The following is a 12,617-nucleotide window of genomic DNA, read 5'->3' as shown; positions in this document are numbered from 1 at the left end:
ACGCTGAGCACCGCTGCGGGTAGGGCCGACCATCATCAAGGTAACGGGGAGAGTCGACGTGCGTCGATCCACAAGTCGTATCAACATGGTGGCGCTGCTGTGCGCCGGTGCCGTCGGGCTGACCGCCTGCGGGAACTCCGACTCGTCGGACGACCCGACCGTGGCGCAGCGCGGGGCCGGGGAAAGTCCGGCCACCGCGGCCGGCCCCACGGGCTGGCCGCAGGCCACGGACGGCGTCATCGACGAGAAGATGTGCGGGCTTCTCACTGGTGACGACTTCGCGAAGTACAAGGTCATCACGGGCAAGGTCGAGACCCTGCCCTTCCAGGTGAACGCCGAGGTGAACGGGATCGGGTGCAACTACTCGCTCGACGACCGGATGGGTTTGGCGCTCGGCAAGACGGACGACGAGGCTCGGCTGCTCTATGCGGACTCGACCTCGTCCTCGTCGGCCAAGTCGGGAAAGGAGAACGTGGTCACCGGCGCCGACCAGAGCATCGCCTACCTCGATGGTGAGGAGCAGGCATACGTGGTTTCCCGGCGGGGTCGGCTCATCGTGAGGACGAGTCTCGACTCGCTGCTGAGCGAGATCTCGGCGCAGGAGCGGCTCGACGGGGCCGTCGCCCTCAACGCGTTGGTGTTGGAGCGGGCTCCCCAGCTCGGCAAGGCGTAACGGGCCAGCCGCCGGCCGTCGCAAACGCGGCGCCCGGCGCCCTGCCCAACGCGAGGTTCACCACGCCGCCTACCGCGACAACGCCGTACACCGTCGTCGCCGTCCAGCCTCGACGATAGTCACCCGCCGGCACTACGGATCGTCACGCTGACCGCCCTGTCGTCCGGTTACCAGGGGCCCCTTGTGATCGAGAAAGCGATAACAAGGGGCCCCTCCGCTCACGCGGGGCGGTTGCGCAGCGTGATGACGGCGACCAGGGCCAGGCCGAGGAACACGACCGCGCCGACCACGCCCACCACGTTGAGCCCGCTGGTGAACGCCTCCCGCGCGGCCGGCAGTACACCCGGCAGGTGACCGGCGTGCACGATGGCCGCCGTCAGGCTGCTCCGGGCGGCCTCGGCCGCCTGAGCGGGCGTACCGGCGGGCAGCTCGATGACCGACCGGTAGACCAGGGTGCTGAGGCTGCCCAGGGACGCGATCCCGACCGCGACGCCGAACTCACCGCTGGTCTCGGACACGGACGCCGCCGAGCCCGCCTTCTCCGGGGGCGCCGAGGCCAGCATGAGGTTCATGGTCAGCGCCATCGGGAAGGATATGCCCGCCGAGGCGAGGACCAGCCCGACCACGAGCAGTCCGCTCCTCGCGGTGTCGACCTGGGTGACGACCAGCAGACCGCCCCCGGACAGCGTCAACCCGAGCGCGGTCACCGTGCCGGCGGCCAGCTTCCGGGCGAGGACCGGGGCGAGCATCGATCCGAGCACCATCGCCACGTTCTGCGGGATGAGTCGCACACCGGCCTCGATCGGGGACAGCCCGGCGACGTTCTGCAGATAGACCGTGGACAGCAAGGTCAGCCCGGCCATCACCACCCCGCCGAGGAGCATGATCCCCAATGCGGTGCTGAACGTCCGGTTGGCGAACAGGCCGAGGTCGAGCAGCGGGTCGGCGATCGTCCGCTGGCGACGGACGAAGGCGGCCCCGATCGCGATGCCGGCCAGGACCGCCGCGATCGGCAACGGCGCCCAACCGTCCCGGGCGAGGGACTTAAGGCCGTAGATGACCGGCAGGATCGCGGCCAGCGACATCGCCACGCTGATCAGATCGATGCGCTCGGCCCGCTCCGGACGGTATTCGGGCAGCAGAACCGGCCCGGTGATCAGCAGCAACACCATGAACGGTACGCCGAGCAGGAACGCCGAGCCCCACCAGAAGTGCTCCAGCAACAGCCCGCCGACGAGCGGGCCGAGCGTCATTCCTCCCATGAAGCAGCTGAACCAGACCCCGATCGCGAGGCCCATCTGTTTCGGATCGGTGAACATGTTGCGGATCAGCGCCATCGTCGAGGGCATGAGCGTGGCACCGGCCACGCCGAGCAGGGCACGAGCCGCGATCAGCAGGACCGGACTGCTGGCGTACGCGGCGACGATCGAGGCCGCGCCGAAGGCCGCCGCGCCGATCAGCAACAGTCGGCGGCGGCCGATCCGATCGCCGAGCGCGCCCATCGTCACCAGGAACCCGGCCAGCATGAAGGAGTAGATGTCGAGGATCCACAACTGTTCGGTGGCGTCCGCCCCGAGGTCGGCGCTGAGCTGCGGTAGGGCCAGGTAGAGGACGCTCACGTCCAGGGACAGCAGCAGGGTGGGCAGGGCGAGCACGGCCAATCCGATCCAGGGCCGGGTCGCTCTGGTCACTCGCGTCGTGGTCATCGCGGCTTCTCCTCCAGGTTCGTCGTCCAACCACCCGACGAACAACCGGATGCGGAATCGACAACCCGCGGTCCCGCGCGGGCCTGCCGAGGGTGACGTCAGCCACAGTGAAGCGGCGTCGACGACACGCGGCGTCGACACCGGCAGCGGGCACGCGCCAACGGTGCACAACACCCAGCCCGTGCGCCGGAAGGGTGACCATGGGTGGCCGTCAGTCGCCGGCGGCCTCCGCGGCGGCGCTCGACTCGGTGAGCCGGGCGGCCAGAAAGGCCCGTTCGGGCTCGTTGTCGGCGAGGTCGCGGGCGGTGCGGTACGCGGTCACCGCCTCCCGGTGCCGGCCGAGGCGGCGCAGCAGATCGGCTCGCACGGCCGCCAGGTAGTGGTACCCGGCGAGCCGATCGTCCCGCTCCAGAGCCTCGACCTCGTCCAGGGCGGCGCGCGGACCGTCCACCATCGACACGGCCACGGCCCGGTTGAGCGCCACCACAGGCGAGGGCCACACCCTCGACAACTCGTCGTAGAGCCGTACCACCTGCCGCCAATCGGTCGCGGCGTAGGTCTCGGCGTTGGCGTGCAGCGACGCGATGGCCGCCTGTAACGCGTACCGGCCCACCCGACCGGTACGGAACGCGTCGATCGACAGCCGGCGACCCTCGCCGATGGCGGCTCGGTCCCAGGCGGACCGGTCCTGGTCCTCCAGCACCAGCAGCCGACCCTCGGCGTCGGTCCGGGTGGCCCGCCGAGCATCGGTGAGCAGGAGCAACGCGAGCAGCCCGCGGACCTCCGGCTCGTCCGGCATCAGTGCCAGCAGCATGCGGGCCAGGTGCAGGGATCGGTCGACCAGGTCGGCGCGGACCAGGTCGGCGCCCGACGGTGCGGTGTGTCCGGTCGTGTAGAGCAGGTGGATGACGGTCAGCACCGCGTCCAGCCGCTGCGGCAACTCGGCGACGTCCGGCACCCGGTACGGAATCCGCGCCGCGGAGATCTTCTTCTTCGCCCTGGTCACCCGGGCAGCCATCGTCGTCTCGGAGACCAGGAACGACCTCGCGATGTCGGGTGTGGCCACCCCACACACCAGCCGCAGTGTCAGGGCGACCTGCGCCTCCCGGGTCAGCGTGGGATGGCAGCAGGTGAAGATCAGACGCAGCCGGTCATCGGGTACGGCGTCCGATCCGAAGTGATCCGTCACGTCCTCGGCGGGCTCCACGAGCAGGGGCATTTTCGACCGGAACACCCGTTCCCGGCGGAGGATGTCCAGTGCCTTGCGTTTCGCGGTCGCGGTCAACCAGGCGCCCGGTTTGCGGGGTATGCCGTCGCGAGCCCAGGCGGTAAGCGCGGCGATGTACGCGTCCTGGACGCACTCCTCGGCGACGTCCAGGTCACCGGTGACGCGCGTCGTCGCGGCGAGCACGAACGCCCACTCGCGCCGGTGCGCCTCCGCCACCGCCCGCTCCACAGCGGCCGTGCCGTCGGTGGCGTCCCCGTCACCGGCAGCGTCCGGCTCCTCGACGGTCGTCTCGTCGGCCGTCATTCCGGGGGCGGGACGAACAGCGGCCGGACCTCCACGCCACCCTCCCGGGTCGCCGGGTTGAGCTTCGCGATCGCCACGGCCGTCTCCCGGTCGGGCGCCTCCAGCACGTAGAAGCCGGCCACCACCTCCTTGGCCTCGACGAACGGTCCGTCCGTGACGACGTCACCGCGGACCGCCGAGGCGGTGGTGCTGGGCTGTAGTGCGACCCCGGTGACGATCTGGCCGCCCAGCCCCGTCACCTGGTCCTGGTACCGCTCGAGCAGGGCCACGTAGTCGGGCGTCAGGTCCATCGGGTCGGCCGGGGCGGGGAGGTAGACGAACACTCCGTACTGCGGCATTGGTTTCTCCTTGAACTCGGTGCGCTCCGCCCACAGCGTCGTACGAGGCCAACGGGCTGAACCCGCTCCGCGCAGCTCTCCGATCAACCGTAGACGATCGGCCGGCACGGGTGCGTCGACTGCCACACCGAGCGGTATCGGATAGATTGAAGCGCCATGACCAGTGTGACCCTGGATACGATCATTCTGGGCAGCGCCGATCCCGACCGCCTGCGCCGGTGGTACGTGGTGGTGCTGGACGCCCGGCCGGACGTCGACGGTTTCTTCAGCCTCGGCGGGACCGACCTGCTCGTCGAGGGCCGTGACGGGTTGTCGTCGCGGGCGACCGACGCGGGGCGCATCCTCCTGACGTATCACGTCCGTGACATCCGCGTCGTCGCCGACCGCCTTCGCTCCCTGGCCGCGCCGTGGGTCGCCGAGGTCGAGTACCGCGCCGACGCGGGTGCCTGGTTCGGCACGGTGGAGGATCCGGACGGCAACCTGGTGCAGTTCATCCAGCTGACCCCGCAGTACTGGGTCAACAAACGGCAACGTGCCGGGGCGGCACCGACGGGGTCGGGCGCCCCCGGGCCACTGGAGCGTGCGGCGGTGGCCGTCCGGCTGCCCGCGGCGGACCTGGGGCGGGCCCGTGCGTTCTATCGCGATCGGCTCGGGCTGGAGCCGGTCGAGTCCCGGCCGGGCGGCCTGAGGTACGAGTGTGGCGGCACCTCATTCGTCCTCTTCGAGTCCGGAGGCAGCCCGTCCGGCGAGCACACCCAGATGGCGATCTCCGTGACCGATCTCGACACCGTGGTGTCCGAGCTGCGCGCCCGAGGGCTCGAGTTCGACGAGCCGGATGGAGCTTTCGGCGAGGCCGACCCGAACGGCGTGGTGCGGGTCGAGGGCAACTATCCGTCGACCGGGGCCTCGGGGGAACGCGCCATCTGGTTCCACGACTCGGAGGGCAACCTGATCGGGCTCGGCGAGCCCGTCGGCTAACGGCGAGCCGGCGTACGACCCGGGCTGCCCCGGAACCGCCAGCCGCCGGTGTCCATCGTTCGACCGACAGCGTCGTCAGTCCGCCGACCGTGCCGGGCGGCGTCCCCGTTTCGCGACGATCGTCTCAACACCGCGGATACGGAGGCGTGATGAGACCGACGCTGAGATTCCTCTGGCACCTCGGGGAGATGGTCATCGCGATGCTGGCCGGGATGCTGCTGCTCGGTCCTGTGTGGACCGGTGTGTGGCCCGCTCTGGACCGGTTCCCCGCCGTCCACACGCTGGTGATGGCCACCGACATGTCGCTGGGGATGGCGGCGTGGATGCGGGTACGGCGGCACGGCTGGTGGCCGATAGCCGAGATGTGCGCCGCCATGTACGCGCCGTTCCTGGTGCTGCTGATCCCGTACGCGGTCGGGGTGCTGGATTCCGGTGGGCTGATGATGCTCGGCCACCTGCTGATGGTGCCGGCGATGCTGCTGGTGATGCTGCGTCGCCGCTCGGAGTACACACACCCGCATCCGTTGCCCGGCCGGCGGGCGGGCGCCGGAACAGGGTGATGCCGTCCGTCACGCGAATCGGCGGCCAGCGTCACGGGCCGGCCAGCAGACCCCGCGCCATCGCGGTCGTGACCGCCGCCGTCCGGTCCGCCACGTCGAGCTTGCTGAACACCCGGTACATGTGGGTCTTCACGGTCGCCTCGGAGATGAACAGCGCCCGACCGATCTCCGCGTTCGTCATGCCCTGACTGACCAGGCGCAACACCTCGATCTCGCGGGCCGACAGGCGCGGACCGACGGGCGTGCGAACCTGCTGGACGAGTTTGGACGCCACCACCGGTGCGAGGACCGTCTCCCCCCGGGCCGCGGCGCGGATCGCCGCCGCCAGATCCGCCTTGGGCGCGTCCTTGAGCAGATAACCGGACGCGCCCGCGGAGACGGCGCGGACGATGTCCGCGTCCGATTCGTACGTGGTCAGCACGACCACCCTGGTGCCCGCAGATCCGGCGAGGATGCGTTCGGTCGCTCCGACCCCGTCGAGTCCGGGCATCCGCAGGTCCATCAGCACGATGTCGGGTCTCACCTCGGCGGCGAGCGCGACGGCTTCCGCGCCCGATGCCGCCTCGCCCACCACGGTGAGGTCGCACTCGGCGTCAATCATGCCGCGCAGACCGTCCCGGACCACCGGATGATCGTCGACGAGCAAAATCCGGATCACGTCGGCACCTCCAGTTCGATCCGCGTGCCACCTGATCCACTATGGATGGCAAGCGTGCCGTTTACCTGATCGGCCCGCCGCTGCACCCCGGCGAGACCGAACCCGCGCGGCACCGCGCCGGGATCGAAGCCGCGACCGTCGTCGGTGACGACGAAACGGACTGCCCGGTCGACGTACGACAGCACGACCGCCACCTGGGTGGCTCCGGCATGCCGGCGGACATTGCTGAGCAGTTCCTGGGCCGCCCGCACGAGGACGACCTCGACGGTGGTCGGTAGCTGCCGCGCGGCGCCCTCGACCGCGTGTCGAGCCTCGATCCCGGTCTCCTCCCGCAGTCGACTGACGATTCCGCCTATCGCCCGGTCGAGCGTGCCGACCCCGAGCGCGGCCGGAGCGAGCGTGCCGATCATCGCCCGCGACTCGGCCAGATTGTCCCGCGCCGTACGGACCGCGAGATCGAGCCGGCGTCGCACCTCGTGCGGATTGCCATCGACATCGCCACGGGCGGCCTGGAGCAGGGTGATGATGCTGGTGAAGCCCTGGGCAAGAGTGTCGTGGATCTCGCCCGCGAGCCGGGTACGTTCCGCGCCGACCCCGGCCTCGCGGGACAGCCGGGCCACCTCGGCGCGGCTCGCTTCCAGCTGCTCGATCAGCTCGGCGCGTTCCCGACTCTGCCGCACCACCGCGTGGATCCACAGGCCAAGCCCGGCAGAAAGCAGCGTGCCGCCGACCGCCATCGGCAGGTAGTGCGTCCGCACGTGTGCCGAGACGCCGTCGTGCCAGATGACGACGACGGCTGGCATGGCGTTCGCCACGACGCACAGCGCGATGGCCGGATAGCGCGGCAGCAGCAGGAAGGTCAGGGGGCAGAGCAGGAACAGGAGGAAGCCGCTGGACGTCACGCCGCCGAGCGCCACGCCGAACACGACGAGCAGTGCCGCCAGGTACGCGACCGGACGCCAACCGGTCGTGCCGGCGCGGATGATCCGGCGCCCGGCGGTCAGGTGCAGCAGGGCGATTCCGACGATGGCCGCCACGGCCTGCCCGGTGCGGGTGGCCGTGGTGCCGGACAGCACGACGACCGCGAGGGTGAGCAGCAGGACGCCGGCGAAGTACCCGTCCCAGAGCCGGCCGATGCGCTCGCCGGCCCCCTGCAGCACCGGGCGGTCATGGACGCCGGACTCTGCCATGACCTCATCATCGTCGGCTGTCAAGCCGATGTGCCACGCGGGTCTCGCGGCCTCCTGCGTGGCCGTCGCGCGATAACGACATGGTCACGGCGACAACCTCCGGTCGCCGCTCCGAGGTTCACCCCACGTCGACGAGCCGGGGGTGTGATTCGTGCCAGCACTGTGGGTGGTCGTTCGGGGGATCGGGTACCGGTCGCGCCGCTCGTTCGTGGTGGCGCTGCTGGTGGCGGTGACGGTGGCGGCCGCGGTGGCGATCCCGGCCTACACCCGCGCCGCGCAGCAGTCGGTGCTGACCGACGTGCTCACCGGCGAACAACCCTTCGTCGCGGGTGTCACGACGAGCACCAGCAAGGCGGGTACGCCAGAGGAGGCACTGGCCACCACCCGGGAGGCACTGGCCGGCTCGGTGCTCGCCGATCGTCTCGGCGAGCCGCACACCGCGGTCCGGCTGGAGACCACCATCCCCGACCAGCAGTTCAAGACCGTCATGCCGATGGTCTGGCGCGGTGACGTCTGCCCGCACGTTCGGCTGGTGGCCGGAAACTGCCCGACCGGACCCGGCGAGATGGCGCTGGCGGACCGGACCGCGAAGCACCTGGGGCTGTCCGTCGGTCAGCGGCTGCCGTTGCGCGAAACGATCCCGCCACACATCAAGGCCGCGCAGCCGGCCACGCCGATCACCGTGGTGGGCCTCTATGACCCGGCCACCACGAGCCTGGACCCGTACTGGGGACGCAGCTACTACTTCGGCATGGGTTTCCTCAAGAAGGAGGAAACCTACGTCATGGACACCGCGTTCGTCGCGGTGACCGACGGGCTGTTCGGCCGGGCCTGGCCGCCGACCGTGTCGGTGGAGCACCCGTTACGCGCCGCCGACGTGCGGCTCACCGACGTACCGCCGCTGCGCGCGGACCTGACGGCCACCACCGCCCGAGCGATCGACGCCGACATGAACATCGAGTCGGGCCTGGGGCTGGCCCTCGACGAGGTGGACCGCCAGCACCAGGCGATCGCCCGGTCCGTGCCGCTGGTGGCCCTGCCGCTGCTCGTGCTGTGCCTGTTCGTCCTCTTCGTGGTGGCCGCCGCGGTCACCGAGGAACGCGGCCCGGAGATCGCCCTCGGCCGGCTACGCGGGCTGCGCCCCACCCAGCTCAGCGGGTTCGGGGTCGGCGAACCGCTGCTCCTGGTCCTGCTCGCCACTCCCGTCGGGCTGGCACTCGGGCTGGCAAGCACCGAACTGGCCGCCCGGACGGTGCTCGCCCCGGGCGTACACGCCGAGCTCACCGGAACGGTGCTGGTGGCCGCCGCGCTCGCGTTACTGGGCGCGGCCGGGTCTATCGCCCTCGCCGCCCGGCGCACGCTACGCGCCGGCGTACTCGCCCTGCTCCGCCGGGTGCCGTCCCGTTCGCGCCGGCGCGTCGCCGCGGTCGAGGCGGCGATAGGCGCCCTGGCCCTTGCCGCCCTTTACCAGGTGCTCGCCGCGGACGACCGCAGCACGCCCATCGCGTACGCCGCTCCGGCACTTGTCGCGCTGGTGGCCGGCCTGCTCGCCGGGCGACTGGTCGGCTGGTGGGCCCGGGTCCGGGGGCGGCGGGCGGCGGCCCGGGGGCGACTCACGACGCTGCTGTCCACCGCGCAACTCGCCCGCCGGCCGGCCACCGCCCGGGTGGTCGCGCTACTCACGGTCGCGGTTGCGCTGCTCACCTTCGCGGCGGTCGGCTGGGACGTGGCGGCGGGCAACCGGGAGACGGCCGCTCGTGCTTCGGTGCCGGCGCCGCGGGTCTATCAGGTGACCGCCGCGGATCCCCGGACGCTGCTGACCGCGGTGCGCGAGGCCGACCCGGGCGGCACGCGGGCAATGGCGGTGATCCGCCGGTTCCAGCCTTACAACGAGGGCGAGACGGTAATGGTTGGCGTGGACACAACGCGGTTGGCCGCCATCGCCGCGTGGCCCGGCGGGGACGCCGACACCGCCCGGGCGGTGGCCGGGCAGCTCCGTACGGCCGCGGCTCCGGTGGTCCGGCTGCGTGGTCCGCAGGTGAGCGTGGAGGCCACGGTCAGCGCGCTCGATCGAGCCCACCCGGTGTCGATCGCGGTGATCCTGGACGCTGGTGACGGTCCCCGCCCGCTCGACCTGGGCCTGCTGGCTCCGGGTACCCGCGCCTACACCGGCGAGCTACCCGATTGCCCCGACGGCTGCCGGCTGATGGCCGTGGCCGTGCGGCACCTCGCGATCTATTCCTCGCCCATTCGCGCGGAGGTGACCGTGAACGGGATCCGCGACGGGGTTGGTCAGGTCGACGCCCGGCTGACCGACCCGACCGCCTGGCGGACGACGCCCGCCCCACGGCCGGGCCAGCGGCTGGCCATTGCCGCCGGTACCGGCCTCCAGATCTCGGTGACCAGCTCACCGCCGATGGACGCCGTCGTCGAGTACGCGGACACGCCGGCGGAGCTGCCCACGGTGCTCGCGGGACCGGCACCGTCAGAGGACCCGGAAGCCGACGCGTTCGAGTTCGCCGCGCTCGGCTCCGAACCGGATCCATGGCAGGTGACCGAGCGGTTCGCGGCACTGCCCGGGGCGGGCGACCGGGCCATGCTCTTCGACCTGGAGACGGAGTTGCGTGAGGCCGTGCGGGCCGGCCTGTCCGAACGCGGTTACGAATACCAGGTGTGGGCGGCAGGACCGGAGGATCCGGGCCTGGCCACCCGGCTCGCGGAGGGCGGTGTGCAGATCACCTCGATGCGCACCCTCGCGGACGAGCGAACCGCGTTGGGCCGCCTCGCCCCGGCCCTGGCACTGCGCCTGTACCTGGCCGCCGGAACCGTCGCCCTGCTGCTCGCGATCGGCACGCTGGCGATGACCGCGTCGGTCGGGGCGCGGGCCCGGGTCCGGGAACTCGCCGCCCTGCGCGCCGTCGGGGTAGGTAGGACGGTCCTGCGCCGATCCGTCCGCGGTGAGTACGTGCACCTGTTCGGGGCGGCGGTGCTGATCGGTACACCCGCCGGGTTGGCCGGGACGGCGCTGCTGCTGCCCGCGATACCACTGGTCAGCATCGGGCCGGACGCGCTGGAGCCGGTGTACCGACTGGCCGGACTGTGGTTGCCCGGCGCCGTTGCACTCCTGCTGTGCTGCCTTGCCGGGATCGCGGTCGTCGCGCCGGGCCTGGTGCGGCGGGCCGAACCCGGGCTCGGCGCCCCCCGCCCGACCTGGTCCAGGTCGTCCGCGGAGGGAACCCGATGAGCCTCGCCACCACCCTGTCCCGGCAGCGAACCGGACCCGGCGCCGAACCGCTCGGCGTGACCTGTCGCGGCCTCGTCTACATCTACCGCCTGGAGGGGTACGACGTTGTCGCGCTGTCCGGCGTGGACCTCGACATCGCGCCCGGCCAGTCGGTGGCGCTCGTGGGCCCGTCCGGCTCGGGCAAATCCACCCTGCTGTCGTTGCTGGCCGGGCTGCTCCCGCCGGCCGCCGGGCGGCTGCGGGTGGGCGACCACGACCTGGCGAAGGCCGGTCCGGTCGAGTTGCAGCGGATGCGCGCCGGGGACGTGGGCGTCGTCTTGCAGGGCAGTGAACGCAACCTGGTGCCGTACCTGAACGCCGAGCAGAACATCCGCTTCGCCCAGCAGGGTGCTCCCGCTGGCCGCGCCAGGCCGGCCCCGCGTGAGGTGCTCGACCTGGTCGGGCTCGTGGACGCGGCCCGGCACCGTCCGGCCGACCTGAGTCCCGGTGACCGGCAGCGTCTCGCGCTCGCCGTCGGCATGGCCAACCGGCCCGGCCTGCTGCTGGCCGACGAGCCCACGAGCCAACTTGACGCCGCGGCACAGGTCGAGGTGCTCGACGCGCTCGGCGGCGCACACCGCGCGGGCACCACCGTCGTGCTGGTGACCCACGATCCCGACGTGGCCCGCGAGATGGACCGCGTCATCACGATCAGGGACGGCCGGGTCGGCGCCGAGGGGCGCAGCGGCGAGGACTACAGCGTCCTCGGTCGGGACGGTTCCCTGCACCTGCCGCCCGAGATCGCGGACACGTTCGGACCGGGTGCCCTGCTGAGGGTGGAGCCCCAGCCGGACGGCACCGTGTTGCTCGTCCCCGTCGACCGCCCGAGGGAGGACCGGTGAGCAAAACCATCGTGGTGGACCAGCTGGATGTCGCATACGTCCCCGACCGTCTGGCGCTGCGGGACGTCTCGCTGACCGTCTGGCCCGGTCGGGTGCTCGCCGTCACCGGTCCCTCCGGGGCAGGCAAGACCACCCTGCTCTCCGCCATGGCCGGCCTGCTGCGCCCGACCTCCGGCGTCGTCACCGTGGACGGGGAGCCGCTGCGCGACAGGGACCACGCTGTCGCCCGCCGGCTGGTGATCATTCCGCAGGACAATGGCCTGGCACCGACCCTCACGGCCAGCGAGAACCTTCAGGTCGCCCTGATCGCATGCGGGTCAGCTCCGGCCGAGGCCCGTCAACTCACCGACGACAACCTGGACCGGTTGGGCCTGTCGGGGCAGGCGGACCAGTTGATCGAGGAAATGTCCGGTGGTCAGCAGCAGCGCACCGCGATCGCGCGAGGGCTGGCCCTGCACGGCGACGTGCTCCTGGCCGACGAGATCACCAGCGAGTTGGACTCCGCGAACCGGCAACGGGTGCTGGAGTTGCTGCACGGCGAGGCCCGTCGGGGCGCGGCCGTGGTGTTCGCCACCCATGACCCGGAGGTGGCCGCCGCCTGCGATGCCGAGGTGCACCTCGTTGACGGGCGTGCCGAACTGGTGCGCGGCTAGCCTCCGCCCGGCCGCTCCGCGCTGGCGTACGGGCCGACTACGAGAGGGTGGTCAAGCACCGGCCCAGGTCTCGCCGGCTCGCGACCGGGACCTCCGGCCCTGTGTCGCTGGCTCACCGGCGTCGATCCTGGAGTCAGCCCGCTGTCGCTGAACTGGTCGAGAGTGAGCAGCGCCCGGAGCCGGGCCAGCGAGCATCGGCGGACTC

The 12,617-nt window shown here is 71.6% G+C and carries 11 protein-coding genes; 6 read left to right on the top strand and 5 right to left on the bottom strand.

Going from position 1 to position 12,617, the window contains the following annotated elements; translation table 11 throughout:
* Positions 1-58: 58 nt before the first annotated feature.
* The gene (locus ACFQUZ_RS23375; RefSeq protein WP_377445865.1) at positions 59-673 is read left to right on the top strand and encodes a hypothetical protein; all 615 of its coding nucleotides are present in this window, start codon (positions 59-61) and stop codon (positions 671-673) included.
* Between the two features lie 218 nt (positions 674-891).
* Here ACFQUZ_RS23375 and ACFQUZ_RS23370 read toward each other — a convergent pair whose 3' ends face one another.
* The 3 genes from ACFQUZ_RS23370 to ACFQUZ_RS23360 all read right to left on the bottom strand — a co-directional run bounded on the left by ACFQUZ_RS23370 (position 892) and on the right by ACFQUZ_RS23360 (position 4,248).
* Positions 892-2,379, bottom strand: coding sequence for an MFS transporter (locus ACFQUZ_RS23370; RefSeq protein WP_377445864.1), 1,488 nt, complete (start codon positions 2,377-2,379; stop codon positions 892-894).
* Positions 2,380-2,590: 211 nt separating this feature from the next.
* Positions 2,591-3,790 (bottom strand): RNA polymerase sigma factor, encoded by a 1,200-nt coding sequence (locus ACFQUZ_RS23365; protein WP_377445962.1) that lies wholly within the window; start codon positions 3,788-3,790, stop codon positions 2,591-2,593.
* Between the two features lie 116 nt (positions 3,791-3,906).
* Positions 3,907-4,248, bottom strand: a complete 342-nt coding sequence (locus tag ACFQUZ_RS23360; RefSeq protein ID WP_377445863.1) for a YciI family protein — start codon at positions 4,246-4,248, stop codon at positions 3,907-3,909.
* Positions 4,249-4,404: 156 nt separating this feature from the next.
* On the opposite strand from ACFQUZ_RS23360, the gene ACFQUZ_RS23355 reads away from it, so the two are divergent.
* Both ACFQUZ_RS23355 and ACFQUZ_RS23350 read left to right on the top strand, forming a co-directional pair.
* The gene (locus ACFQUZ_RS23355; RefSeq protein ID WP_377445862.1) at positions 4,405-5,226 is read left to right on the top strand and encodes a VOC family protein; all 822 of its coding nucleotides are present in this window, start codon (positions 4,405-4,407) and stop codon (positions 5,224-5,226) included.
* A 149-nt stretch (positions 5,227-5,375) separates the two neighbouring features.
* A complete protein-coding gene (locus tag ACFQUZ_RS23350) occupies positions 5,376-5,786 on the top strand; it encodes a hypothetical protein (protein ID WP_377445861.1) in 411 nt (136 codons plus the stop codon).
* A 31-nt stretch (positions 5,787-5,817) separates the two neighbouring features.
* Here ACFQUZ_RS23350 and ACFQUZ_RS23345 read toward each other — a convergent pair whose 3' ends face one another.
* Positions 5,818-6,444: a response regulator gene (locus tag ACFQUZ_RS23345; protein ID WP_377445860.1), complete on the bottom strand. Its 627-nt coding sequence runs from the start codon at positions 6,442-6,444 to the stop codon at positions 5,818-5,820.
* Positions 6,441-7,634: a sensor histidine kinase gene (locus ACFQUZ_RS23340; protein ID WP_377445858.1), complete on the bottom strand. Its 1,194-nt coding sequence runs from the start codon at positions 7,632-7,634 to the stop codon at positions 6,441-6,443. Before ACFQUZ_RS23340 ends, ACFQUZ_RS23345 begins: the two co-directional genes overlap by 4 nt.
* Positions 7,635-7,785: 151 nt before the next feature.
* Between ACFQUZ_RS23340 and ACFQUZ_RS23335 the strand changes: the two genes are divergently transcribed.
* Genes ACFQUZ_RS23335 through ACFQUZ_RS23325 form a run of 3 tightly spaced genes read left to right on the top strand, consistent with a single transcriptional unit; the run spans position 7,786 to position 12,412 of the window.
* A complete protein-coding gene (locus ACFQUZ_RS23335) occupies positions 7,786-10,878 on the top strand; it encodes an FtsX-like permease family protein (RefSeq protein ID WP_377445856.1) in 3,093 nt (1,030 codons plus the stop codon).
* A complete protein-coding gene (locus ACFQUZ_RS23330; protein WP_377445855.1) occupies positions 10,875-11,759 on the top strand; it encodes an ABC transporter ATP-binding protein in 885 nt (294 codons plus the stop codon). The genes ACFQUZ_RS23335 and ACFQUZ_RS23330 overlap by 4 nt, the downstream gene beginning before the upstream one ends.
* The gene (locus ACFQUZ_RS23325; RefSeq protein ID WP_377445853.1) at positions 11,756-12,412 is read left to right on the top strand and encodes an ABC transporter ATP-binding protein; all 657 of its coding nucleotides are present in this window, start codon (positions 11,756-11,758) and stop codon (positions 12,410-12,412) included. The genes ACFQUZ_RS23330 and ACFQUZ_RS23325 overlap by 4 nt, the downstream gene beginning before the upstream one ends.
* Positions 12,413-12,617: the final 205 nt, after the last annotated feature.

Origin of the sequence: Plantactinospora sp. GCM10030261 (assembly GCF_042666615.1) — a bacterium.
GTDB lineage: Bacteria > Actinomycetota > Actinomycetes > Mycobacteriales > Micromonosporaceae > KBS50.
Note: the sequence above shows the minus strand (reverse complement) of the source record. Positions and strands in the feature narration are given on the sequence as shown.

Bases quoted from the DNA above. Each gene is read 5' to 3' on its own strand.
- ACFQUZ_RS23370 (WP_377445864.1), bottom strand. From the start codon at position 2,379: ATGACCACGACGCGAGTGACCAGAGCGACCCGGCCCTGGATCGGATTG.
- ACFQUZ_RS23355 (WP_377445862.1), top strand. From the start codon at position 4,405: ATGACCAGTGTGACCCTGGATACGATCATTCTGGGCAGCGCCGATCCC.
- ACFQUZ_RS23350 (WP_377445861.1), top strand. From the start codon at position 5,376: ATGAGACCGACGCTGAGATTCCTCTGGCACCTCGGGGAGATGGTCATC.
- ACFQUZ_RS23360 (WP_377445863.1), bottom strand. From the start codon at position 4,248: ATGCCGCAGTACGGAGTGTTCGTCTACCTCCCCGCCCCGGCCGACCCG.
- ACFQUZ_RS23340 (WP_377445858.1), bottom strand. From the start codon at position 7,634: ATGGCAGAGTCCGGCGTCCATGACCGCCCGGTGCTGCAGGGGGCCGGC.
- ACFQUZ_RS23330 (WP_377445855.1), top strand. From the start codon at position 10,875: ATGAGCCTCGCCACCACCCTGTCCCGGCAGCGAACCGGACCCGGCGCC.